The organism is Kistimonas asteriae, from assembly GCF_018263925.1.
Classification (GTDB): Bacteria; Pseudomonadota; Gammaproteobacteria; order Pseudomonadales; family Endozoicomonadaceae; genus Kistimonas; species Kistimonas asteriae.
Genome location: NZ_JAEVHF010000005.1, coordinates 65,475 through 91,085, shown reverse-complemented (window position 1 = coordinate 91,085; position 25,611 = coordinate 65,475). Strand labels below are relative to the sequence as shown.

The window sequence follows — 25,611 nt, the reverse complement described above, 5'->3', positions numbered from 1 at the left end:
CCTGCCCATTACTACCTCTCCGGAACAAAGGACTGAACCATGTCAAAAACACTGGTTGATACCCTGATTCGCCATGAAGGCCTGCGTCGTTTTCCCTATCGGGACTCTGTTGGGAAACTGACGATTGGCATTGGCAGAAATCTGGATGATATGGGTCTGACGGAAGAGGAAGCCCGCTGCCTGCTTGCGAATGATATACGCCGAGTGAAGGATGAATTGAATCGCTGTTTTCCCTGGATAGCCGATCTGGATCGTGTTCGACAGGAGGTATTAATCAACATGGCGTTTAATCTTGGCCTGCCAAGGTTGTGTACCTTTCGCAACATGCTGACTGCTTTGCGGGATGGTGATTACCTGCGTGCCGCTGATGAAATGCTCGATTCACGTTGGGCGGAGCAGGTTGAAGGTCGTGCCCATGAGCTGGCGGAAATGATGTGCCGGGGGGAGCAATGACCGTTCAGGAAGAACTGGTACAGATTGCCGGTATTGTGGAAGGTGCCTGGCAGTTGGCACAGGCGCAAGAGGAGCAGGGCAGTCATGATGCCCTGCTGGCAGATTGGTCAGCCGAACGAGCCCGGGTCGTGGCGGAGCTGGGGCAGAGTCCGCGTTTGACCCGGTTGAAATCACTGTTTGATCTGGAACAGTGGCAACTGGCCCTGCTATTGTTAACCGCATTACCACACATGGATCCGCGGTATCGGTCTCTCTATGCCGAATTGCATCCTGAACGTCAGCCATTTCCATGTCTTGAAATGCTGTTGAATGTCTTGTGCGCTTATCCGGAACGCAAGCAGAGCGGGATACAGGTGTTGCTGGCCGATAGTTCACTGCTCACGCAACGGCTGCTGGTTCTGCCGGAAAAGGCCGGCAACCTGATGACGGGGGAGGTTCGGATTGCACCGGATGTGATTGATTATCTATGGGGCGCAGAGCGTCAGTCTCAGGATATACACCAGTGTTTGCACCGGGTGGATGTGCCTGAACACGATTTGATTCCTCTGACTGAACCTGTCCAAAGCCCGCTTGTGCAGTTAACCGGCATAGCGGGGAGCGGACGGCGTACGACGGCGTTGCAAACCGCGACTCAGCGTGGTCATCCCTTGTATGAGCTGGATATCAACCGGCTCTGGCAATTCACTGAACCGCTTGACACCCTGCGCGATATTCTCCGGTTTGTTGCACTGGCAGATGGCGAGTTGTTCTGGCCAGACGGTTTACAGGCATTAGCTGAACGCCCGGCTGCTGCTAAGCAGGTTGCAGGCTGGGGAGGCCATTGCCTCTGGTTTTCCGGTGAGCAACCCTGTCAGTGGCCGCCCCTTTTGGCTAACCGGCAGCCGGTATCTCGCAGGCTGGTGATACCGGATCTCAATGCCAGTGAACAACTCTGGGCAACGTTGGCTGAATTCTGTTGCGGTGACCCGGTGGCAGTCAATGCGCCGGTAGACTGGACGACCATTGCGCAACGATACCGGTTGTCCCCGGGGGATATGCTTCAGGTACTGTTGCAACTCAGGCAGACGGGTGAAGCACTGACGACTGACGCCATTTTAAGTCAATGCCTGGCCAGAACACCTGCAACGTTATCCGGGCTGGCAAGCCGGGTGATACCTCAACACCGGTTTGAGGATCTGGTGTTGACCGGGGATGTTCGTTCACAGCTGGAAGAACTGGCTGGCCGCTATCATCTGCGGCGACCCTTGTGTGAAAAAGGACTCTGCCAGGTGGCGGGTTTACAGGTGCTGTTCTGGGGGCGACCGGGTACGGGGAAAACCATGGCGGCAGAAGCGCTGGCCAGTCACCTCAAGTTGCCTCTGTACAAAGCAAACCTGGCCAATATCGCCAGCAAGTGGATCGGTGAGACGGAGAAACACCTGGCATCGCTGTTTGATGAAGTCGAGCACCATAATGGCATCCTGTTTTTTGACGAGGCGGACGCCATCTTTGCCCAGCGCAGCAAAGTCGAAAGCAGCCATGACAAAAATGCCAACCTCGGGGTCAGTTACCTGCTGCAGCGTATTGAGCACTTCCAGGGGCTTTTGATTCTTGCGACCAATTTCAAGGGTAATCTGGACAAAGCTTTTCTACGACGATTGCATTTCAGTATTGAGTTTCCCTTACCTGACAGTCCTGCTAGACGTGAACTCTGGGCACGTTGGGCTGCGCTATTGCCATTGGCGGAGGATGTGGAGACTGAATCACTGGCTGCACAGCTGGAGCTTAATGGCGCCCAGATACGCAATATTGCCCAGCAGGCCATGGCGCTGGCCATGCATGACAATGAACAGCAGCCCCAGGTCAGGCGTGAGCATCTGAGGCGCGCCATTCGCCGCGAGTACCAGAAAAACGACAACAGTTTTCTTGTCAGCCAGCAACTGGCCGGTTGGTTCAATGAAAGCAACAGGGATGATTCACCATGACCAATGACTATATTGCTCCCTTTGTGGCCGTCACCCGTACCCTGAAAACGTTGATAGAGCGGGATGTGCTGGCCAGTGCTGTCGGCGATGAGAGTGTTCAGGTCAGCTTCGAAGTGCCAGACAAGGAGTTTGTCAGCAGCCTGCCGGAAGTGCCGGTGCTCAATATTTATCTCTATAGCCTGCAGGAGAATCTTGAGCGTCGTTATGGTGAAGCCTTTCCGGTGATGGCGGTCAGTGAGGACCGCAGCCAGAAAACCATTGGGCGGCAACCCCGTTTGGTCGATCTGAACTATATGATCAGCGCCTGGAGCATGGGGCTGCAGGAACGGGCGCTGGTGGAGCAATATCTGTTGTCACGTGTTGTACAGGGACTCGGGCGGCATCAGACCATGCCAATTGAGTTATTGCAGGAGCAGAGCTACGATCCCGGTCCCTCGGGCGTAGTGATGAAAATGTTACTGGATCAGGACAGTAAACGTACGCAGGGGGAGTTCTGGAATGCGCTGGGCGCCCATCCCAAGCCGGTACTGAACCTGGAGTTGACCGTGCCCGTGCCTGTGCATACCCCGGTAACGGCACCGGTTGTGGCTAACCTGCAGACCCGGATTGGCAATATGGATCATCTACCGGATGACTGGGACACCGGTCCGGAGCACAACCTGGCTGTTTCCGGTTTTATCTCTGCACCGTTTGACTTTGCGCCGGATGATATCACTATTCATGCCCGCTCCGTCGGCAGCCCTGAGCGCTGGGCGATCACGCCGGCCAACGACGGTTTCTATTTCTTTCCTGACCTGCCTGACGGTGAATACCTGCTTTGGGCTGAGCATGCCCCGACAGACACCGCAACCGGCAAGCAAGTGCTTGAAGTGCAGCGTGATGACAATGGCCAACGGATACCCGCCAGTGTCGATATTACCTTTCCAACACACTGAGCCCGTGCTCAGACCTCGGACTAACTAGTCAAAGCCTTGCTTTCAATACGCCTGCAAACAGGCGATGCTTCGTCACAAAAACGACTCCGCTAATAAGACGTGGCTTGCAATCCCTGTTTGTGACTGTCGGTGCACCAGTGAAGCCAGCGGTGAAGTGTCGATAAGCCTGGTTACTCCCTGAGAGTATCCCCTGCATTTCCCTGCCTGTTGCTGTACCGGCAACCGAACCATGAGTCCGGCGGTGCGTCTGTGTCCGGACATGGTATTTCCATGCCCCCGGTTATAGACCGTGCTCGCAGAACTCGTTGGTGCAGGCCCGAGGTGAAGCCGGTTGATTTCCCCCTGCTGAACAGCCCAGAAAACCACGCCTGTCCAGTGGTATGGCGCATACCTGCATGTCCGGGGAAGGAAACCGGTGCTTCGGGTAATGCCTTTCAGGCCTATAAGACAGGAGTTAAAGGGAAATCATCATGGAATTGGCTGTCTTTATCCAGAAGCTCTCTGACGAGGTAGCGGCAGAGTTGTTTGATGTACCTCGCCGTACGATTGCCGCCTGGCGGCGCATGGAGCGGGCCCCGGGACCTCTTCAGTCACTGGAAATTATCGAAAAAAGCGGTGGTGAAATCAGCTGGGAAGGGATCTACAGGCCCTATGCCCGTTACCGTCTGCGTCAGAAGAATCAACAAAATCGTCAACAGAACCAGGGAGTGTGAGGTCAGCTTATGGAAACGGCACGTTATTTATTACTACTGAATCCGAAGAGTCCATCCTGGTCTGATGTTTCAGGAGGTCACAATAGACTCCGCTGGGAAGATATCGCGGTTGCCCTGAGTATGGGGAACCTTAATCAGCTGTCGTATGTATTGGCGCGCACCAAATATTGCCAGGATAGCAGCTGTGCCGAGTCTCTGGTCAAGCTGGTGAGCGGTCTGGTGAAATCTCTGGCGAAGAAAGGGCAGTGGCGTGCGCGTGGCACACTGCTGACCAAACTGGCCCAGCTGGCCTGTTATGAGAGCCTGCAGACATCACATTGTCCGGCATGCCGGGGGCGAGGCCTGCGGCGCAATGGTATGGAGTGTGATGAATGCCATGGCAGTGGACGCAAGCCGATGAGTGCGCGTTCCCGCTACCGCTTTGCCGGGATCGACAAGCGTAACTGGGAGCGTCGCTGGCAACATCGCTACGAGGATGTCTTCCGGCACCTCTGTGATGCGGAGAATCAGGCGCTGTCGCATCTGTCCTGGCAGTTGCACAGCGATTCATAAGCGACAATGCCTGAGTAGTACCGGCCCGGTTGTTAACCGGGCCATTCTGAGCCATATAGCAAGGAGGATTATATGGACAAGAAAGGTTCCCAGTGGAAAGAGCTGGTCAGCAGTGTGGCACCGACCCTGGCAGGGATGCTGGGGGGACCACTGGCAGGAGTGGCGGTCAGTATGCTGGCGGAAAATCTGCTGAATGATCCGCAGGCGACGGAAGACGATATTGCAGTCACACTGGGTTCTGCGCGGGTCGAAGACCTGAACAAACTCAAGTTGTTGGAAAAAGAAGTACGGGTACAGCTCAAGGAACTGGGCATCCGGGAACACCGGCTGCTGTATGACGATAAGGCGGATGCACGGGCGCGGCAGCGGGCATTGAAGGACAAAATGCCGGGGATTCTGGCTGTGCTGCTGACCCTGGGCTTCTTCAGTGTGTTGACGGCCATGATTACTGGCAAGGTCGCACCGGAAAATGAAGCAGTACTGCAGGTGATGCTCGGGGCCCTCTCGACGGCGTGGATTGGCTCCATGCAGTTTTTCTTTGGTACAACTCAGTCCAGTCGGGATAAAACCAATTTGCTGATGCGCTAACCCACTGCGTATTGCTCATCATGTGCAGATGAATAAGAAAAAACGTTTCTGATTCTATCGTGATACAAAACGATTAGACGTGGTTTTGTATCACTTTCTTTTCATTCGTTTCTGTTGATGTTTTCTAACTCAGGCAAAGGACTATGTCGCTACTGATTACCGACACTACATTGTTGGGCGGGTTGCCTTTACCTGCTCAGGAACAGAAACCTGCATCACTGATCCCGGCCAGATCACGCGCCCAGTGGTGCTTTGATCTGGGGTGCCAGGCATTAAAGGATGGTTTCTGGGCGCTGGCCAAGGGCTGTTACCGGACCTGTCTCAGTCGCTACGGGGATAATCCTGCGACCCGTTTTAACCTTGCCCTGTGTGAAGTAGCGACAGGAAGGCCTGAGGCGGCGCTGTCCCACCTTGTTCGTGCACGACAGCTGCAGCCAGAGGATGAGGATATTCAGGCGCTGATTGAGGAGCTGGCGGCACGGGATCGTTATTGGAGATCATTGGCATGGTTTGAGCGACGGTTTGCTAAAGATGGCGATATATCCCTTGAACCCGTGGATGAACGTCATCTGCCTGCTATGTTATTCCAGTTTCGTGATCCGGCGATTGCCCGGCGAGTGAATCTTCCGCCTATGAAAAACCGAAAAGACATTGACCGTTGGTGGCGGCAGGAACAGGCCAATGAGCAGAGTGTGACGTATGCCGTGATGCATCGGGATTTTGGTTTTTCCGGTATCTGTGGATTGGCGTTGGTGGGCGATGTGGCGTTTTTTTATTTCTGGATGGGAACGGATTGCCAGGGAAAAGGCTACGGACCGAGGGCGACGGCGCTGGTTGCACAGCAGGCCGTGAGGCTGGGCATTAATGCACTGTATACGGCAGTTTTTCCCGATAACAAACCTTCACAGAAAGCCCTGGAAAAGGCTGATTTCAAACGGCTTGCGGTGAAGGGCCTCGCCAAGGGCGAACCCGTCTGGTTCTATGGTTGTGGCCTCGACGACGACTGGCAGTTAGAGACGTGTAAACCTGAGCTGGTGTATTTGCTGGAACGGATGGGCTCCGGATTTTCAGTGATAGGTTGATAGTTATCACTGAATATATTGATCACAGAAATACAAGGAGAGTGTTATGTATCAACAACAGGAACGACAAAAAGAGATTCCACAACATCAACGGTCACTCGTACAACGCAAGGCAAATAATACCGGTTTGCCCAATCATGTTAAGGCGGGGATTGAACACCTTTCCGGTATGAGTATGGATCATGTAAGCGTACATTATAACTCACCGAAACCCGCACAGTTGAATGCCCACGCTTATGCGCAGGGGAGCGAGATTCATATGGCGCCAGGACAAGACAGGCACGTTTCCCATGAAGCCTGGCATGTGGTGCAACAGGCGCAGGGGCGGGTAGCACCGACGACGCAGTTTGCAGGGCAGGCGATTAATGATAGCCCGGCTTTGGAAAGAGAAGCTGACTATATGGGAGAGCGGGCTGAGTATGTGGGGCATAGATTAATATGATTTCTCCTACGTTCTAACTTTTACATTTGACAATTATATACAATTAGTTATTTTTGGTTTCTGAATTGTTGGGCGATATAGAATACATATTTTCAGCATGATTTTCGTGGTCGGTTTTTTTAATGTTATTGTTGGAGCTTTTGATTGTGTATATGGAAAAGAAAAAGAACGTGCCTTCTTGTGATGCTGTTAAGCAAAAAAAACTAGGAGGTGATCATGTTGTTTTTAATCAGAGAAATTCTGATTGTATACCGAAAAAAATGTGGGGTGGAAGTGGGTTAGTACAAAGAAAAATAAAGACGAATCCTGAAGGGCGCGAATTAAATAGTTTTGAGGATGTTGCCGAAATAATACAGTACAATCCTAAAAGGCTTTCTGACGAGTTGGATGATAATAACCAGAAACAACTGTTGAAGGATTTGATTGATGATGAAGTCATTTATGAACTTGATTTGGAAAATGCTCAGCAATCATTGGCGAGTTTGTTAATTGATCCCAGATCGAAAGATATTACAGGAGGGAAAGGGAAAAAAATATGGATAGGTGTACTTTTACATGATAGTCCTAAGTTGAAAGAAATTAAAGCTACGGCTGATTTGCTTAAACTTGATGCTCACTGGGTAGTGAAGATAACCAATGCTCCAGCAGCATATAATACAAAAGAAGACGCGCTTGATCAGCGGGCAGTACCTAGGATATTACGTCGACTTAATAGTAGGTGGGATAATTTGGATTTGCTAATATTGGAAGCAAATCTGGGCCGTTCGGATAAAGAAGAAAATGTATATGAAACATCAGCAAAACACATTGATGCATTAAATCCAAAGCATGTTGTAACAGTTTCAGGTACTTCGGCAATAGGTGCAGGTAATATTGCTAATTGGAGAGGGCATAATAAATATCTTCAGGTTTTTAATGGGCTTTCTAATAAGGAGTGATTTTTAACTGTTGGTTTTGATTTTTTGGGTTTGATGTTTAATAGATAAGGTTTTTATAAAGGAAATGCTTATGTATGCTACATTGCAAACAGTAAAACATAAAGAAAAGGGAGTTCGTTTAGATTCCGGTGTAAGAAATAAATGTATGAGTAATAGTCAGCCTATACAGATGCTGACTGCACTTGCCTATGCACCAGCCTATCAGCGCCCGGGGGGAGACAATATTAATGCCATGCGGCATGCCAGGGTTTCTATGACGAATGCTGAGCGTAACACTGCAGCTGTGAACAGTGGCTATGTCAATGCAGGTGCTGCTCCAGGCTGGTGCAATCATCATGTGCCTTATGCAATGGTGCGTGATGGAATTGAAGATATGCTGACAACGTCTCCAGACTTGGCTACAGCTGTAGCGAATGCAAATGGGGTTAATGTTGGTGGCGGTATACCACAGGCTAATATTCCTAATACTGGGACAATCGCAAATCCTACGTATGATGAAGGCACTCTAAATACTGAAATTGATGATATGGTCGCTAATCTGGCTAATGATCCACGCAATCTCTTCTTCTGGCCTGCAAATCTGGGGGATGCAGGTGGTACTCAGATTGATGAGCCCGTAGGGCATGGGCCTTTGCCGGTCAATAATGTCAGAGGTAACTTGCGAAATTATCAGCAAACGTTAAGAACTCAGAATGTTATTTAGTTGTTCTTGGTCTGTATTATGTCAGGAATATTAATCGGTTTTTGGATTTTTCTTATTGTAAAGTCTATGGAATGCTATTCATTGAGTTAGGCTTTGTCTACGTGACGATTTTGTGAGTGCATGATGCAAATACAAAGGATGGATCTAAAGGGTAAGCGTGATGTGAAAAATAATTCATCATTGCTTACATCTGGTTTTGATCAAAAAAGAAATACACTGTCCTGCTCTACCTTGAATGGAAATTTTTCAGACAAATCGTCTTTTCCCGCACAACTATTAGAGTGGAGCGATGTTACTGCGAAACAGCGTACAACGTTAACGACCGACATTAAGAAGGCGGTTTTGAAAAATGAAGTAGGTAAAGACATGGAGGGACAGAAACTCAGCAAGATTTCATCGCAATTTTTGGAGTTTCTAGGTACGGTCAAATCATCCAAAGACTTGGATGCAATACTACGCCGGGCTCAACCTGGTGAAGAAGGTCAGCCGGTCAATAACCCATTGCAAGATCAGCAGATGCCTGCGCTGAATCTGGGGCTGAATCCTGAGCCGGAACTGCAGCAGTTGAATAATGAGCAACCGGTTAATGATGTTGTCAATCCTCAGGTTCTTTTACCTGCGCTGGTCGCTGATCATGAACAGGAAAATGATAACCCGGTTGAGAATGACGTACCGAACTCTCTTATGGATCGCCTGCCACTTCAGGGTGGTGATGCCTTTGGTGCTGATGCCAAAGCATTTGACGAAATGCGCACCTATAAAGACGAAGCTTCGCATGACTTAAAAGCTACGCTGGGACGCCCCGCCATGAGAGGACGAGGTTTCCATAATATTATCCATTTCGGTAACAACTCCACGATCAAAGGACTTGGGGTAGCGGCGAAAGGCCCGGCTAAAGATGTCTATGGCGGGACAGAACTGACTTTTGCCAATATTCAGCAAGCCATCAGGCGGCTGGACCGGTCACCTGCAATGAGGGAGAGAACCAACTATGTACGCAATGTGAACAATGCCCGAATTTCTGTCGTACGACTGGAAACGGCATTGAGTAATAATGAAGTGATTTATTTTCACCTGAATTTATTTAATCGCAATATCATCAGGGCCATTATTGATCAGGATGAAAACTACTCTGTCGGTAAATTTAACCCGGTCAAGGGATCAGTGACAGCACAGGAGTTTTATCATATCTATGCGAATTGGGACCGGTTCCGTAACAATGTGCTGTTCATGAGAAATCTGAAACCCGTTAACAAACCTTGGGAATAAAACAGTTTCCCTGTTGGAATCATGCCATCAAAACCCCACGCTGACTTATTCTTCCCCTCTTGTTAAGCAAAACAACCTATTCAATGATTCAGTCATCCTCTCCACGATGTGAGAGGGTTTGTCGCAAACCGGTTCATGGAAGGACCTTCTCATGTATGCAAGGAACTATGATCCTGTCTTGTCTTACAAGGCACTGCCCGCTATTCAACGGCGAAAACTCAATACAGAATTAAAAAACTCCCTAAGTGCACAGCAACAGGAACAAAACCCTGCCTGGCTTTCTGGGGCAAATGGCGCTGTTCAGAGGAAGTGCACCGGTTCCAATTGTCAGTGCTGTAACAAGGAAGAAGAACAGGCGCCCTTTCAGTTACGCGCGCAATGGCCTGCCCAAAGCGTTGTTCAGCCAAAGGGGTTTCTGGAAACCGTCACCAACCCGGCAACGGCGTTAAAGATTGAAGGTACCGGTCATATTATTGCCGGTGTGGTGAAGATCGTCGCAGCCGGTTTTCTGCTGGCGACCGGGTTTGGCACCCCTCTGGGGCTGTTGGCGCTGGGTTCCGGTATCACCAGTCTGATCATTGGTGGACTGAAGTTCTATCGCTCTCACTTGATGAACAAGATCAATGAGACGGAAGATCCGGCCAAGAAAGCTGAAATGACCTCAACGATTAATACCGTTCGTCTGGTTGAGGCAGGCCTTGGCTTTATCAATGGTTTCATCCAGTGCCTGTTTACACTGGGCATTGCCTGTATTGGTGCGGGTGCGAATGCGTTGAAACTGTTGAGAGCATCAATCCAGAAATTTACAGAAAATGCTTCAGCCAAGACCAAGGGATACGTCAAGGTGCTTTCCGGTATTCTGATTGTTCTGGAAGCACTGGCAACAGTGACAAGCAGTGTTCTGAGTATTGCCAAGGCCTTTGGGGCTGATGTCAGCTTCGGTGAGCCCGAAGCGGGTGTGAAAGAAAGCTCGGCAACGTTGAAAACGGAAGTCAGCGACAGTGCAACAGATGCGAGAATTGCAACGTTTGCAGATACCGTTGTCGGGACAACGGCCACGGGTGTTATTGGCACAACAAAAACCGGACGCGGGGCTCGAACAGCGGTTGATGGTGCTAAATCCCTCAAGGCCAAAGATTCTAAATCCATCAAGGCTGCCAGGAAGAAAAGCCGTGAAGCCATCAAGAAGGCTCAGGCTACCGCAAAGAGCGGTGCTGAAAACGCTAAAAATGAAGCTAAGAAAAGCGCCTGACGTCCTGGTTTGAATCGTTGTTTTCAGGAACAAGGTGAGTCAGGAGTCGCAGTGAGTATGAGGTTAAATGACTTGCCTTGTTACCTGAATCGTTCATCAAGTGATGACTAAAGGAGTTTGTGTTATGGATGATTTATTTAACAATCTTGATCGTTTTCTCGAAAAGATCTGCAAAGAATCAGGTGTTGATATGGAATACCTGAATCATCAATTGCAGGATGATATCGAAATGACAATGGTCAAATTGTCTGAGTTTATGACGCTGCTTTCACAGCTGCAGGGTAACGATGAGCACGAAACATCAGACAATGACAGCAACAAATGAACCTGAGCTGTGTTTAGTTGGCCGCCGGCGTTGGATGGTTTTGATTCAGCAAAGACCTGAACAGCTGCATGAACTGTTTGAGCACCAGTGTATCGGGCTGCTTTCTGGCCGTGATCATATCAAAGGTCGAATAGCGGACGCAGGTGTCCGGATGCAGCACTTTCAGCTCCTCGGTCTCCAGCCATTTGCGCGCATAGTGTTCCGGTAAAAAACCAATATAGCCCCCGGTCAGTATCAGCGTGACCAATGCTTCAATATTATTGGCATAGGCATTCCGGGTGCCATTGCCGATGGTTTTCTGGTCATTGTCGTACATGTAACTGCGCAGGACTGCCGGGCATTCCGCCAGATCATAGAGTGATGGTGTCTCATGATAAAAAGGATGACTGCTGGCGCAGTAGAGGCAGTGTTTTTCCCGATAAAGCGGCGTGTGGTTCAATCCATTATGAGCGACAGGAAACAGACCGATGGCCAGGTGAAGTCTTCCCTGTACGACATCCGCTACCAGATGTTCGGGGGAGTCCACGGTAATGTGAATATTGACATCGCCGCCGAGTTTTCTGAATTCACGAATGGCGGTTGTCAGCGGCATACTGCGATCAGTGATGGTGTTATCGACGACACCGATACTGAGATCACCCGACAATACATGGGTGATGGTGCCGACTTCCTGCCGAAACGTTTCCACGGCGGCCAGCAGCCGTTCTGCGGCACTGAATACCGCCTTGCCTTCCCGCGTCAGTGAAAACCCTCCCCGTCCCCGCTGGCAGAGCACCAGCCCAAGCCGCTCTTCGAGTTGACTCATCTGGTGGCTGATCGTGGACTGGCTCATATTCAGCTGAGTCTGGGCTGACGAAAACCCACCACAGCGGACAATGGCCATGAACAGCCGCAGCAGTTTGATATCGACATCATAGATCTGTTGCAAATGAGACATAGCCGGTGACTGCTGTACAGGGTTGTTGTCTGCGTCGTTATATCATTTCCCCGTGTTTCCCCTGCCTGCATTACATCAATAAAAGCGGTTTATCGTTCTTATTATTTCATCAAGTTCTATCCAGACCATTGTGGGCTGTCGCTCGTCTTTATTGATTGAGGGATGCTGCCGGGAAGGTCTGTCGCTTAAACCCGTATGGTCTGCCATTTTTTTGTTATTTTGGCGGCCATTTTCATTGCTGTGAGAAGTATACCCTCAGATTAGTGCCTTTCATGTCCGAAGCGGAGAGGGCTCAATAGCCCGATGAACTATCTTGAATAGATTGGGGTACTGAATACTATCAGGCATCATTCAGGGATGATTAAGCTCTATTGGCCGTTCCGGCGGGCGCTGACCATTACGGGGAAATTCTCCCTGCTGACGGGCGTTTCTGTTGCGCTGGCGGCGGTGGCGGTGGAGTTAATGCTGTTCCGGGGGTCGTCGCATATTCTGTTCGAGCAGGCGGAATCGCATCTGACCACCGAAGCCAATATCGCCAGCATGATATTGGTCGAGGAGATCGATAACCTCAGCAGCGATGCTGTCTTCCTGAGTAACCTGCACTCGGTACTTTCTGTGTTGGGCGAAACGTCTACCGACTCTCCGCAGGGACACCAAAACAGTCACGATAAAACACACCTTGTGGATCTGCTGGTGCACTTCGCTCGATCAAAACCCAATTACTACAAGGTACGAGTGATTGGTGTAAAAAATGGCGGTGAAGAGATTCTGGCCATCGAACGGCATGGCGACGCGGTTTATCTGATGCCTGGCTACGAATTGCAAAATAAACGGCACAGACCGTTTTATCAGCAATCGTTGAGGCTAGAGGCTGGTGGGGTATATCTCTCCGACATCACCCTGAATCGTGAGTTTGGGGATGTGTCGCAACCGTATACGCCCGTCATGCGGGCGTCCAGCCCTGTTTATATCGACGGAGAACTCTATGGTCTGATTGTCATCAGTATGGCGTTCAAACCTGTGTTTCAGCGCATCATTGCTTCGTCACCTAAACATTACTCGATGTACCTGACGAATTCCCAGGGCGATATTCTGGTCAACCCCGATGGCTCACTGAACTTTGCCTTTGAATTTGATGAAGACTCCAGCATTAGCGAACGGGTGCCGGAAAAACTTTGGACGATGGAGGCGACTGCGGCCGGCGGCGTGCAGCATTTTGACAACAACCAGGATACCTGGTTGTTGCAAATGGTACGTGCACAGTTTGATTCACGTAGTAATGATCGATTTGTTGGCGTCTTCCTACTGGCGTCTGAGCAGGCCATGCTGGATGAATCCATCAGCCTGCTCAACCGGAATCTTTTTTATTTATCGTTGCTGGTGCTTGTCAGCATGATCATTGTCGGTGCCTGGACACGGCGCATTCTGAATCCGCTGAAGGATGTGATCAAGGCATCTGATGCGCTGGCCAATGGTGACAACTCGGTTTCATTGCCTGAGATGCGGCGTGATGAAATCGGTGACCTGGCCCGGGCTTTTGAAGCCATGCGCCGGGAGCTCAAGAAAAAAGAATTTGCTGTTCTACAGAACCAGACCAAGGCGATGCTGTCAGCCAAAAAAGCGGCGCTGGGGGATATAGCCAGTGGCATGGCCCATGAAATCAACAGCCCGATACAGGCCATTCAATTGAGTGCCGAGCGATTAACGCGAAAGATGGAGAAAGGGACGCTGGGTGAAAAGGATCTTGTTTCACTGAATAAAATTTCTGCATCGGTCAGCCGGGTATCCGGCATTATCAATAGTCTCAGCAAGATTTCCCGAAACAGTCACAACGAAGATTTTCAACATTGTCAGGTTGCCGTTTTTATTACTGATGCTTCCGACCTTGTGGAGGAAAAGTGCAAGGTCAACGGTATTGATTTCTCGGTGGAATACCTTGAAGAAACCGATAAGGTTGTCATCGACTGCCAGCGGCTGCACCTGGCCCAGGTGATTGTCAATCTGTTGAATAATGCCTGTGATGCAGTCAGTGAGTGTGACGAAAAATGGATTCGTATCCAGATCAGTCAATCCGAACAGCAGGTGATTATCCGGGTGATGGACTCTGGTCCCGGTATTCCCGCCAAGATTCGGGAACGGATATTTGATCCCATGTTTACCACCAAGGAGATTGGTAAGGGCACAGGCCTGGGGCTCAGTATTTCTCAGACCATTATCCGCGGGCATGGCGGTGTCATTCGTGTGGATGCCCAATGCCCCAATACCTGTTTCATCCTGACATTGGATAAGGAGCATAACAATGACTAAGGCAATACTTGTAGTGGATGATGTGGTCGAACTCCGGGAAGAGTTGGCCCTCTGCCTGGAAGATGAAGGCTTCCGGGTGTTTCAGGCAGAAAACGGTGTGGAGGCACTGAACGTGCTGAAGCAACAGGAAGATGTCAGCATTGTGATTACGGATATCCTGATGCCAAAAATGGATGGCATGGAGTTATGCACGGAAATACGGAAAAGCCGGCCTGGTATGAAGATTGTGGCGATATCAGGCGGCGGAAAGGTCTCCGAGGAAAACCATAACCTGGTCGGTTCTTATCTGCGTAAAGCGCAACGGGAAGGTGCTGATGTTATCCTGGAGAAGCCGTTTGCCCTCGATGATCTGTTAAATGTACTTTGAAAGTCAAAAAGTTACATCAATCTGCAGAGTTCATTGAAAATGAAGTGGGGTGAAAGACTTGATGGAGTCAAGAAGAGTGAGGAACGGCTGCTGATCAATGACAACTTCCCCATCTTTATGGGACGTTAATGTACAACCAGCAGTCATTATAGGGCTATTTGGTCAATCCACTATTAAGTTAAACACCGCCTGGCAAACCTGTGAAAATAGGACACCTGTAAAAACAAGTGACAAACTTGATCCGCTACATATCATCAGAAGCCCGGTGGGAGCATCTATGCCCCCAAATTCCATAAACTCCCACAACATATTGGTCGAGATTCACGAATGAGATCTCCCACCCGGCACTACCAGGGGAGGTCAGTGACCTTCAACCATTTTAAGTCGTTTTTCTGGCTTATCATATACCGCGAACTTACCTATGATTGTCGACGAGGCCTCGTTCATGCCTATGATTTCGACTTCAGCACCTTTTTTTCTGTACTTCAACACAACCTTATCAAGAGCTGCCACCGCCGTAATATCCCAAAAGTGCGCGTCGGTCAGATCGATAGATATCAGCTCTGCCGGGTCATCATAATTAAACAGCTGAACAAACTGATCTGAAGAGGCAAAGAATACCTGACCATGAACACGGTGCGTGGTGTGCTTACCTTCTTTAATCACATCATCAGTAATTCTCATAATTGTTCTACTGTTATTTGTATAAAAAACAGAAGCCAGAATAACACCGGTAATAACACCGATAGCCAGGTTATGAGTAAAGACAACGGCAACAACCGTTGAAATCATAATGATATTGGTAGAAAGAGAGTGATCTTTAAGTTCAACCAGTGAGCGCCATGAGAATGTTCCGATAGCTACCATCATCATGACAGCTACGAGAGCGGCCATAGGGATCATCTTCAGCCATGAATCCAGAAAAACAACCATTATCAAAAGGAACACGCCAGCTGAGAACGTTGACAGTCTTGTTCTGCCACCGGATTTGATATTGATAATTGATTGGCCAATCATGGCACATCCCGCCATTCCCCCCATAAGCGCAGCAATAATGTTAGCGATGCCTTGCCCTTTACACTCTTTGTTTCTGTCGCTATCAGTATCAGTCAGATCATCAACAATGGTGGCTGTCATGAGTGATTCCAGGATACCCACCATCGCAAGCGCCAGGGAGTAAGGTAATATGATTCTGAATGTTTCCATTGTTAAAGGGACATCTGGCCATAGGAATACCGGTAATGAGTCAGGCAAATCCCCCATATCCCCCACTGTTCGCACATCCAGACCCAGGCTTAGGCTTAAAGCGGTAATAATCAGAATACACACAAGGGGAGAAGGCAGCAGCTTCCCGATTTTTGGGAGGTACGGGAACAAATAGATAACACCCAAACCACCTGCAGTAAGCGCATAGACATGCCAGGTGACATTGGTTAGCTCTGGTAGCTGAGCCATAAAGATTAAAATGGCTAATGCATTAACGAACCCGGTTACAATGGATTTAGACACGAACCGCATTAAGTTACCCAGTTTCAGCTGACCAATAGCAATCTGAAGAACACCGGTAAGTAATGATGCCGCCAATAAGTATTCAAGGCCATAGTCTTTAACTAAGGTCACCATCAACAGGGCCATAGCACCTGTAGCCGCTGAAATCATTCCCGCTCGCGCACCGGTAATGGCCGTAACAACACAGATACAGAATGAAGCATACAGTCCGACTTTAGGGTCCACACCCGCAATGATGGAGAATGCGATAGCTTCTGGTATGAGCGCTAGCGCTACAACCACGCCAGATAGCAGGTCGTTTTTAGGGTTCGATAACCATGCAGATTTGAAACTTCGCAACATAGAGACTCAACAGACAATATTTTTTAAACACAACAATCCGCCTCAACACAGAAGCTTGAGGGGAAAAAAGCAGTCTATTTTTTCAAATAGAAAAATTGATACCTTTTTGTATCTATCAGAGGCGGGAAGCAGGGAGGCTTACAGCTTGATGCTGGCAAGCATCTAAGGCGGAGTCATTATGTAAAATGCCCTCGTGCAAATGAAAGTTGGGGCGAGTCTACCTGTTTTAATGGAACATTAAAATGTGGAATTCCTGAAAAAGCCTATATAAGAAGGACATCCACAAATTTGACACGCCTGCAGGTGTGCGACCTGTAGAGGTTTAGATCTGATCTGACAGTGCCTCACATCAGTATGTTAAAGATTACTTAAAAAGTGATGTGATGAGGATGCGGCAGCAAATTAATCATTAGATCTGTTTAAAATACGGCCACATGTGGCCGTATTTTAAACAGTAGTTTTAAGTGGTCAGTTCTTGACTGCGTAAGTAATCATCGTAGCTGCCATGGAAATCGGTGATACCGTTTTCTGAAATCTCAATGATCCGTGTCGCCAGAGATGACACAAACTGCCGGTCATGGCTGACAAAGACCAGCGTACCCTCGTAATTCTCCAGCGCCAGATTCAGGGCTTCGATGGATTCCATATCCATATGGTTGGTCGGTTCGTCCATCAGCAGGATATTGGGTTGCTGCATCATCAACTTGCCGAACAGCATCCGTCCCTGCTCACCACCGGAAATCACCTTTACGGATTTCTTGATGTCGTTCTGGGAGAACAGCATCCGACCGAGGAAGCTTCGTGTGAACTGTTCATCGTTACCGGCAGGTTTCCACTGGTCCATCCAGTCATACAGGGTCATGTCGGACTCAAAGTCCGCACTGTGGTCCTGGGCGTAGTAACCGATATTGGCGTTTTCTGACCATTTCACTTCACCCGACTTCGGCGCCATTACACCGGCCAGCGTATTCATGAACGTGCTCTTGCCGATACCATTTTGGCCAATCACGGCAATGCGTTCACCGACGTCTACCAGCAGCTTGACGCCCTTAAGCAGTAATTCATCACCATATCCCTGTGAAAGGTTGGTCACTTCCAGCGCCTGGCGGAACAGTTTTTTCTCCTGCTCAAACCGGATAAATGGACTCTGTCGGCTGGAAGGCTTGATCGTTTCGATTTTGATCTTGTCGATCTGGCGGGCGCGGGATGTCGCCTGTTTCGCCTTGGAAGCATTGGCGGAGAAGCGGCTGACAAAGGACTGTAGTTCAGCGATCTGGGCTTTCTTGCGGGCATTGTCAGCCTGCAGACGTTCGCGAGCCTGGGTGGCGGCGGTCATGTATTCGTCATAGGTGCCGGGGTAGACGCGCAGTTCGCCGTAATCCAGGTCAGCCATATGGGTGCAGACGCTGTTCAGGAAGTGACGGTCGTGGGAAATGATGATCATCGTGCAGTCACGCTGGCTCAGCACGCCTTCCAGCCAGCGAATGGCGTTGATATCCAGGTTGTTGGTCGGTTCGTCCAGCAGCATGATGTCCGGATCCGCAAACAGTACCTGTGCCAGTAGTACACGTAGTTTCCAGCCAGGTGCAACGGCACTCATCAAACCGAAGTGCTGCTCGGTGGGAATGCCGACGCCCAACAGCAGTTCACCGGCCCGGGCTTCGGCAGAGTAACCGTCCATTTCCGCGAACTGGACTTCGAGGTCAGCCACACGCATGCCGTCTTCTTCGGTCATCTCCGGCAGGGAATAGATACGGTCGCGTTCCTGCTTGACCTTCCAGAGGTCCGCATGGCCCATGATGACCGTATCAACCACCGTGTGCTGTTCGTAGGCAAACTGGTCCTGGCTCAACTTGGCGACGCGGTCATTGGAATCCTTGCTGACCGTACCGGAAGACGGTTCCAGTTCCCGGCTCAGGATTTTCATCAGGGTGGATTTTCCGCAGCCGTTGGCGCCGATCAGGCCGTAGCGGTTGCCGTCACCAAACTTGACGGAGATGTCTTCGAACAGGGGCTTGTCCCCGAACTGCATGGTGATATTGGCGGTGGTAATCAATGTGTCGTCCCGGTTCCGGTCAGCAGGTAAAAAAGGGATTGCAGACTACAGGGCTGAACCCTGTTCAACAATTGTTATTTTTGCTGCAATTTTTTTAACTGTAGAGCCTGAGGAAGAACATAACAAACAGGACAGCCGGGCTGACAAAGCATTACGTTGTCAGCCCGGCTGGATGTGAATCTGCAAAAAAGATTCGATGACACGGGTCGATGTAGAAAATCAGATAACCAGTTCACCGACGTTTAATAGGTACAGTGCAGAGATCCCCAGCACGACAACAAAAACCGCGCCAGTTGTTTCCAGCGGTGAGGCAAACAGTTTCTCACCCCGTTCATGCCGCGCTTTGAGATAAAACGGCGCTCCCACCATATAAAGGATCATCGACAGCAACAAGAATTCCGTGCCGCCGGCGTAAATCAACCAGGCACCATATAATGTTCCCAGTGCAGTTAAACCAATCAACGTGACGGAACGGACTTCGGCCTTGAGCGCCAGTTTCAGTCCGAACGCTGCACAGAGCAGGTAAGGAATCAGCGCCATGGAGGAGGCCAGCTGAATCAGCAGGTTGTAACCGGCGTCGTTGAAGTGATTAATGATCAGGAACAGTGAGATCAGTGCGTTGGTCAGCCACATGGCGTTAGCAGGCGTGCCATGGCTGTTGAGGCGGCCAAAAAAAGTCGGTGCCGTATTCTGCTTTCCCCGTGCCGCGAGGTACAGCATTTCGGAAGAGATCATGCTCCAGGCCAGCAGTGCACCACTAACAGAGATGATCAGACCGAGATTGATCAATACGCCACCCCAGGGGCCAACCGCCCGTTCCATCACCGCTGCCATGGACGGATTACGCATGGTGGCCAGTTCCGCCTGTGGCACAACCCCAAGAGACAGTACCGATACACAGACCAGCAATGAGATGGTAATGAAAAAGCCTATCAGAGTCGCCTGGCTGACCACCTTCATATTGTGTGCACGGTTGGCATAGACGGTTGCACATTCAATGCCCAGGAATACCCAGACGGTATAAAGCATGGTGTTCTTGACTTGGTCGGTAATACTGCCGAGGGCTTCGTGACCCCAGAAATCCATTTGGAATGTTTCTACCTTGAACGCCAGCATAACGCAGAGAATAAATAGGCAGATTGGTACAATCTTGGCCAGGGTCACAATGATGTTGAGAATGGCGGCTGACCGGATGCCTCGCAGGACAAAACTGTGCAGCGTCCAGAGAACGACCAGGCCACACAGCATGGCGGGCAGTGTGCTGCCTTCCCCGAAGAAGCCCAGTGATGAGAAGGAGCCGAGGGCGCTGAACAGCAGCACCAGGTAACCGACATTGCCCACCCAGACCGAGATCCAGTATCCCCAGGCTGCGTTGAATCCCAGGTAATCACCAAAGCCGGTGCGGGCATAACCGTAAACACCGTCGTTGATATCCGGACGGTTCAGGGAAAGCCATTGGAAGATACGCGTCAGTGCCAGCATACCGATAAAGGTAATGACCCACGCAATCAGGATGGGGCCGGCGCCGGCGCCTTCCGCCATGTTCTGTGGCAGGCTGAAAATGCCGCTGCCGACTACTGCGCCGACCACCAGGGCGGTCATGGCGACAACGCCCAGCTTTTTCTCATGCCCCTGCGTCATTGTGTACTCCGTGTCTGCCTGTGGGTAAGGGCGGGAACAGGGATGCACGGGCATCCCTGTTGTGGGTGTGAACCATCAGGGATGATTCAGAAACGCAGAGACATGCAGCTCACACCGCCGTCTACCTTGCGGTATTCGGAGGTATCCAGTTCAATCACTTCGTATCCCAGGGAGGCAATCTTGTCGCGGGTGTTGGGGTAGCCGGAGGGCATGATGACCGTGCCGTTGACCCAGATGCAGTTGGCGGCATAGGACTCTTCGACCGGCACCTCGATAATGTTGTACTGCTGGAATTCGGGTTTGGTGACAAACTCGCCGGCCGCCAACAGATTGTTGTTTTCCAGGTAGGCGAGGCCGGTCTTGAGGTGCAGTACTTCTTCGAGGGTGACGATGGAGCCGGTCATGCCATGCTTCTCCAGAATGGCGATCAGCTGTTGTGCGCCGTCCTCGTTGGTGCGGGCGGATTTGCCAATGTAGTAATGGCTGCCGACCATCATCACATCACCGGCATCCAGGGTGCCGGGTTCAACGATGCGTTCAACGTTCTTGTAAAAACGGTGCAGCACAGGGGCAATCAGTTCCGCTTCCTGACGACGGCTGTCGGCACCCGGGCGGGTGACAATGGCACAATGGGGGGTACAGAGCGCCGGGTCTTCAACAAAAACAGAGTCGGGAAAGTCTTCAGCGGGAGGGAGAATGGTGATGTCAACGCCACAGGTCTGCAGGGCTCGGATATAGGTGTTGTGTTGCTCCAGCGCCTTTGCGTAATCGGGCTTGCCCAGGCTAGCTTCACTCAGGCCGTCAACCAGTGCACGACAGGGGGTACGGGCGATGATGTGCTTGAACATGAACTGCTACCTTTTTCGTCGTTGTATCTACGCTTCTTCCTCTAACAACATGCGTGCCAAGATGGTGTCGGTGAGAATTGATACAGATCAGGAAAAAGGTGCTGTTTGTCCGGTTTTTCAGTGTTTTTTCTGGAGCAGTAGGCCGCTTTCAGCAATGATTGCCGGTGTGTTTATCTATTTTTCGACAGCTGTCGAAAATACGACAGATAAAGTTGCCTGATAACAAAGGGTGTTGATCAAGATCTGTCGAAAAAACGATAAAGGGGGATGGGTGGAAGAGCTGAATTGGTTGGTTCTGTGCATGAAACATGTGCTGGATTCATTGGCGCAACCGGTCACAATTGTCGATCGCGACGGGTATTTTGTTTACTACAACCGGGCCAGTGCGCGAATGGATGGGGTCGATCCGGCCAATATCCTGGGCCACCATGTCCTTGAGGTCAGCCCATGGCTACAGACAGACGACAGTACCTTGCTACGTTGCCTGTCGGAACAGACCCGTTTTACGGATCATTATCAGGCTTACAGTGGTGTGGCTGGTGAGCAGCTGCACTATATGCACAGTGCCATGCCGCTGTACGGGCGAAGTAGCGACATTATCGGCGCCATCGAAATTGGCCGTGTCTTGACTGCTGGGCCGGATAAAAACGACAAGCAACATGAAATCCCGGAGATTATCAGTGACGCCCCGGCCATGCGTCGGCAGATCGAGGCGGTTGATATTTATGGCGCCAGTGAACTGCCCGTACTGATATACGGGGAGACAGGTACCGGCAAGGAACTGTTTGCCCGCCGGGCCCATGCCATGAGTCCCCGGGCAGGTCGATCCATGCTCTGCCTGAACTGTGCGGCGATTCCTGAGAACCTGCTCGAAAGTACGCTCTTTGGCACGACCCGCGGCGCATTTACCGGGGCAGAAAACCGCAAGGGGCTTCTGGCACTGGCGGATGGCGGCACATTGTTTCTGGATGAGCTGAATTCCATGCCCATTACCCTGCAAAGCAAGTTGCTACGGGTTCTGCAGGATGGCTATTACCGGCCGCTGGGGAGCCAGGAACCATTGAAAGCGGATATCCGTCTGATTACCGCCATGAACCAGCCACCGTTTGATGCCGTGCGGGATGGGAACCTGCGTGAAGACCTCTATTACCGGATCAGTGTCGGCTTTATTGTGATTCCGCCCCTGCGAGATCGAATGAACGACATTGGTCTTATTGCCCGGCGCTTTGTTTCCCGTTATGGCCCGGCTTTGAATCCGGCAGTGACTCACCTGGGGGGAACCGCGATCCGGCAACTGGAGCAACATAACTGGCCGGGTAATGTGCGTGAACTGGAAAATGTGATTCGTCGCAGTCTACTGCTGGCGGGTAATGATGCCACTATGGAAACCGTTACCCTGATGCCGGACAGTTTGTCTGACCTGGCCTCCGGACTGGATAACCGTGGCGCGTTACCGCTACCCGCTGCAAGACCGTTGCGGGAAAGTCTGGCCAGTTATGAAACACAACTGATTCGCACAGCGGTACAACGACACAGTCATAATCTTTCTGCGGTGGCTCGTGAATTGGCGTTGCCTCGAACTACGTTACTGTCGCGTATGCAGAAGCTGGGGATTATCCGTGAGGAGCAGGCTCAGGCATCATAACGTACGTGGCTTTGGCTGGTCTCTGTATCCCTGTCTATGCTCATAGTTGTACTTTCGAACCAGTACTACGTTGAGAGACAGGGATTGTCATCATGGATGCAGGCACAGTTGTCGCGATAGGTTCTCTTCATCATGTCTCCGGCAATGTCGGCGCCATGGCGGCGGACGGTTCAATACGACAACTGTCTATTGGCGACCGGGTTTACAATGATGAAACCCTGGTTGCCCTGCAGGGTGGTTTTGCCCACCTGGATCTGGTCAATGGCGAGAGTGTTGAAATCCTTGCCGGTCAGCAGCTGGAAATGGCTGAACTGTGGCAGCAACTGGCCTTGTCGGTTGAACAACTGATAGCTGATGGTGTCGATCCTTCCCTGTTATTTCCCCCGCCACTCGCGGGTACGCCCTCAAACCGTGAAGCATCATCAGAGCCTGCCTCTGACAACCCGCCACCTGTCAGTCGTTTTAACCGCCTGACTGATACGGACGCTACGTTCACAACGACCGACGGGTTGCCTCCGATTGAACCGGCATCACCGTTATCAAACGATGAACATGCGCTATCAGGGATGGATGAGTCACTGGAAACCAGACCCTTTCAAGAAGAGGCTCGTTTCCGGTTTTCAATAGTCAATGATGCGAATCAAATAGAACCTGAAAGTCCTCAGTGGATTGCAATTGATGACATTGGGCTGCTACCCGAAAACAGTGAGTTGTTAATCGATGTATTAACGAATGACCGTGCGCAGGCAGGTGATAACACTTCACTGACGCTTGAGCGTGCGATGATTGTTGATCCGCTGACTGGGGCAGAAATTTCTTCTGGTCAGGGGGCGGTCATAATTGTCGATAACCGTCTCGCCTACACCACAGAGAATGATTTCAACCTGAAAGCGGGTGAAACCGAGACGGTGACCGTCCAATACCAGGCAACCGATAACCAGGGGAATACCCATGATGCGAATGTCATCATTACGGTAGAGGACAGGGCGCCGCAGCCACCGTCATTCGATGTGGGTATTGACGACAGTGTGGCAGAAAAACTCAACCTGACACTGATGCTCGATTTATCCGAACCCATGGGCTGGCCGTCGGCAGAAAATGTGGGTAAGACCGGTCTGGAACTCATGCAGGAGGCATTGGCAAATCTGCTGAACCATTACCAGTTTATGGCTGAGCTGGCGATTCAGGTAGTGACGTTCAGCGGTGGTAATTATCAATCATACGGCTGGCATACGGGGGACGATGCGGTATTGCAGACCCTGAATACCATTAATGATTTTTCTGATCCTCAAGGTGGCACCTACTACAAAGGTGCTCTGCAGAAGGCTGAGGACGGTTTTATCTCCGGCTTGGAGAATGGCCAGATTGATCCTGCGGACAATCATGCGATGTACTTTATTACAGCGGGAGAACCCTCACGCAGTACCGGCAGGCCCGATCAGGGGGCATGGGAAACGTTTCTGCAGAACCACAGTGTCAGCGACGTCCATGCGATCGGCATCATGACCAGGGAGCCCGGGGAGTCGGTCACAGGCCCTGATCTGGCCTATCTGGAACCGATCGCTTTTCCTGGCAATGCCCAAATACTGGATGAAAATACCGCTGGCACACTGTCAGACAGACTCGTAGAGACTGTACCGCAGCGACTCGCAACAGGGGATCTGGTTGGCCGTGATATCGGCGGAGATGGGTTGGTCACGGTTTACAGTGTGGATCTTCGTGACGGGGCGGGGGAACAACTGCTGAACACCACCCCTCAGGCACCCTATACACAGTTCAAGGTACAGGCATCACCGGACATCACGGCGGGTTGGTTAACGGTGAATTACCTGACCGGTGAATATGTTTTTCGGCCAGCGGATGTAGAGAACGCGATTGACCTGACCTTTGACTTTACTGTCGAGGATTCAGACGGCAGTCGTGTGAGCAGCAGTGTTGATGTGGCAGTCACGGACAGTGGCGAGGTGTTCAGTCATATAGCTGCTGAAGACCTGAATCGCATCACCGACAGAAACGGCACGCAATCCGGCACATCTGCGGACGATTATTTCAAGGATGGCGGCAATGTGGATGATGATTTTGCCGCGGGCGGTGGTCACGACCTGGTCGTTGATTACGATGCCCACAGCAATACGTTTTCCGGCGAAGCGGGCAATGACACGCTGATTGGCGGTGGCGGCGATGACCGGTTGTATGGCGGTGAGGATCGTGACCTTCTGATGGGCGGCCGTGACCACGACACACTGGATGGTGGCAGCGGGGATGATGTACTGATGGGGGGACAGGGTGACGATGTGCTGACCGGTGGTACGGGACGTGATGACTTCCGGTTCAGTCTGGCGGATCTTGTCGAGGATGATCGCTATCAGCTGGATCGTATTCTGGATTTTACCCTGGGGCAGCCAGCAGCCCTCGGCAGTGATGCCGACAGGCTGGATTTATCAGAACTGCTGGATTTTTCCAGCGGCATTGACCTGGAACCCGTCGATTTGCTGCAGTCCCTGAAGGCACAGGGAGTGATTGCTTCCATTGAGCATGAACAGCAACAAACCACCCTGCAGGTGAGTGCGCAGGCTGAAGGGGAAACGCACCAGCTGGTGGTGCAGTTCCAGGGTTTGGATGAAAACCACTGGTCTGACCAGAACAGGGATAACCTGTTAAACGGCGATGATGTGTTATTACAGCTGATCACGAATGGGCAATTGATCGTATAGCCCAGACAGACACTACACGAAAGTCCGGT

23 protein-coding genes are annotated in these 25,611 nt (G+C 50.9%); 18 read left to right on the top strand and 5 right to left on the bottom strand.

From position 1 onward, the window contains the following. Positions 1–39 precede the first annotated feature (39 nt). From KHS78_RS07555 to KHS78_RS07495, 13 genes are all read left to right on the top strand, one after another. Positions 40–453, top strand: coding sequence for a glycoside hydrolase family protein (locus KHS78_RS07555; protein WP_211826833.1), 414 nt, complete (start codon positions 40–42; stop codon positions 451–453). Further along, the gene (locus tag KHS78_RS07550; RefSeq protein ID WP_211826831.1) at positions 450–2,417 is read left to right on the top strand and encodes an ATP-binding protein; all 1,968 of its coding nucleotides are present in this window, start codon (positions 450–452) and stop codon (positions 2,415–2,417) included. Before KHS78_RS07555 ends, KHS78_RS07550 begins: the two co-directional genes overlap by 4 nt. After that, positions 2,414–3,352 carry a Pvc16 family protein gene (locus KHS78_RS07545; protein WP_211826829.1) on the top strand — a complete coding sequence of 313 codons (939 nt, stop codon included), beginning with the start codon at positions 2,414–2,416 and terminating at the stop codon, positions 3,350–3,352. Before KHS78_RS07550 ends, KHS78_RS07545 begins: the two co-directional genes overlap by 4 nt. Positions 3,353–3,822: 470 nt before the next feature. Further along, on the top strand, positions 3,823–4,065 hold the full coding sequence (locus KHS78_RS07540) for a BRCT domain-containing protein (protein ID WP_211826827.1): 243 nt from the start codon (positions 3,823–3,825) through the stop codon (positions 4,063–4,065). Between the two features lie 9 nt (positions 4,066–4,074). Continuing rightward, on the top strand, positions 4,075–4,617 hold the full coding sequence (locus KHS78_RS07535; RefSeq protein WP_211826825.1) for a hypothetical protein: 543 nt from the start codon (positions 4,075–4,077) through the stop codon (positions 4,615–4,617). 72 nt (positions 4,618–4,689) lie between these two features. Next, complete coding sequence (locus tag KHS78_RS07530) at positions 4,690–5,205, top strand: hypothetical protein (protein ID WP_211826823.1); 516 nt, start codon at positions 4,690–4,692, stop codon at positions 5,203–5,205. Between the two features lie 143 nt (positions 5,206–5,348). Beyond that, positions 5,349–6,287: a GNAT family N-acetyltransferase gene (locus KHS78_RS07525; protein WP_211826822.1), complete on the top strand. Its 939-nt coding sequence runs from the start codon at positions 5,349–5,351 to the stop codon at positions 6,285–6,287. A 46-nt stretch (positions 6,288–6,333) separates the two neighbouring features. Continuing rightward, the gene (locus KHS78_RS07520) at positions 6,334–6,729 is read left to right on the top strand and encodes an eCIS core domain-containing protein (protein ID WP_211826820.1); all 396 of its coding nucleotides are present in this window, start codon (positions 6,334–6,336) and stop codon (positions 6,727–6,729) included. A 152-nt stretch (positions 6,730–6,881) separates the two neighbouring features. After that, positions 6,882–7,667 (top strand): hypothetical protein, encoded by a 786-nt coding sequence (locus KHS78_RS07515; protein WP_211826819.1) that lies wholly within the window; start codon positions 6,882–6,884, stop codon positions 7,665–7,667. A gap of 70 nt (positions 7,668–7,737) precedes the next feature. Beyond that, a complete protein-coding gene (locus KHS78_RS07510; protein ID WP_211826817.1) occupies positions 7,738–8,370 on the top strand; it encodes a hypothetical protein in 633 nt (210 codons plus the stop codon). Between the two features lie 123 nt (positions 8,371–8,493). Next, a complete protein-coding gene (locus tag KHS78_RS07505) occupies positions 8,494–9,639 on the top strand; it encodes a hypothetical protein (protein ID WP_211826815.1) in 1,146 nt (381 codons plus the stop codon). 151 nt (positions 9,640–9,790) lie between these two features. Continuing rightward, complete coding sequence (locus KHS78_RS07500) at positions 9,791–10,891, top strand: hypothetical protein (RefSeq protein WP_211826813.1); 1,101 nt, start codon at positions 9,791–9,793, stop codon at positions 10,889–10,891. A gap of 124 nt (positions 10,892–11,015) precedes the next feature. Beyond that, positions 11,016–11,216: a hypothetical protein gene (locus KHS78_RS07495; RefSeq protein ID WP_211826804.1), complete on the top strand. Its 201-nt coding sequence runs from the start codon at positions 11,016–11,018 to the stop codon at positions 11,214–11,216. Positions 11,217–11,229: 13 nt separating this feature from the next. Here the strand turns inward: KHS78_RS07495 and KHS78_RS07490 are convergent, their stop codons facing one another. Next, positions 11,230–12,153 carry a LysR family transcriptional regulator gene (locus KHS78_RS07490; RefSeq protein WP_211826802.1) on the bottom strand — a complete coding sequence of 308 codons (924 nt, stop codon included), beginning with the start codon at positions 12,151–12,153 and terminating at the stop codon, positions 11,230–11,232. A 357-nt stretch (positions 12,154–12,510) separates the two neighbouring features. Here KHS78_RS07490 and KHS78_RS07485 point away from each other — a divergent pair, with 357 nt between their 5' ends. Both KHS78_RS07485 and KHS78_RS07480 read left to right on the top strand, forming a co-directional pair. Beyond that, positions 12,511–14,460: a sensor histidine kinase gene (locus tag KHS78_RS07485; RefSeq protein ID WP_211826800.1), complete on the top strand. Its 1,950-nt coding sequence runs from the start codon at positions 12,511–12,513 to the stop codon at positions 14,458–14,460. Further along, positions 14,453–14,827 carry a response regulator gene (locus tag KHS78_RS07480; RefSeq protein WP_211826798.1) on the top strand — a complete coding sequence of 125 codons (375 nt, stop codon included), beginning with the start codon at positions 14,453–14,455 and terminating at the stop codon, positions 14,825–14,827. Before KHS78_RS07485 ends, KHS78_RS07480 begins: the two co-directional genes overlap by 8 nt. A gap of 360 nt (positions 14,828–15,187) precedes the next feature. Here the strand turns inward: KHS78_RS07480 and KHS78_RS07475 are convergent, their stop codons facing one another. The 4 genes from KHS78_RS07475 to ddaH all read right to left on the bottom strand — a co-directional run bounded on the left by KHS78_RS07475 (position 15,188) and on the right by ddaH (position 21,223). After that, positions 15,188–16,678 carry a SulP family inorganic anion transporter gene (locus KHS78_RS07475; protein WP_211826790.1) on the bottom strand — a complete coding sequence of 497 codons (1,491 nt, stop codon included), beginning with the start codon at positions 16,676–16,678 and terminating at the stop codon, positions 15,188–15,190. A 460-nt stretch (positions 16,679–17,138) separates the two neighbouring features. Continuing rightward, positions 17,139–18,734 (bottom strand): ABC-F family ATPase, encoded by a 1,596-nt coding sequence (locus KHS78_RS07470; protein ID WP_211826789.1) that lies wholly within the window; start codon positions 18,732–18,734, stop codon positions 17,139–17,141. 219 nt (positions 18,735–18,953) lie between these two features. Next, entirely contained in the window at positions 18,954–20,375 is a 1,422-nt protein-coding gene (locus KHS78_RS07465) for a basic amino acid/polyamine antiporter (protein WP_211826787.1), read from the bottom strand. Between the two features lie 86 nt (positions 20,376–20,461). Next, positions 20,462–21,223: a dimethylargininase gene (gene ddaH / locus KHS78_RS07460; protein ID WP_211826785.1), complete on the bottom strand. Its 762-nt coding sequence runs from the start codon at positions 21,221–21,223 to the stop codon at positions 20,462–20,464. On the opposite strand from ddaH, the gene KHS78_RS07455 reads away from it, so the two are divergent. The 3 genes from KHS78_RS07455 to KHS78_RS07445 all read left to right on the top strand — a co-directional run bounded on the left by KHS78_RS07455 (position 21,222) and on the right by KHS78_RS07445 (position 25,582). After that, positions 21,222–21,443, top strand: a complete 222-nt coding sequence (locus tag KHS78_RS07455) for a hypothetical protein (RefSeq protein ID WP_211826783.1) — start codon at positions 21,222–21,224, stop codon at positions 21,441–21,443. The genes ddaH and KHS78_RS07455 overlap by 2 nt on opposite strands. Before the next feature lie 51 nt (positions 21,444–21,494). After that, complete coding sequence (locus KHS78_RS07450) at positions 21,495–22,868, top strand: sigma-54 interaction domain-containing protein (protein ID WP_343216889.1); 1,374 nt, start codon at positions 21,495–21,497, stop codon at positions 22,866–22,868. Positions 22,869–22,960: 92 nt separating this feature from the next. Beyond that, a complete protein-coding gene (locus tag KHS78_RS07445; protein ID WP_211826782.1) occupies positions 22,961–25,582 on the top strand; it encodes an Ig-like domain-containing protein in 2,622 nt (873 codons plus the stop codon). The last annotated feature ends 29 nt before the right edge of the window (positions 25,583–25,611 follow it).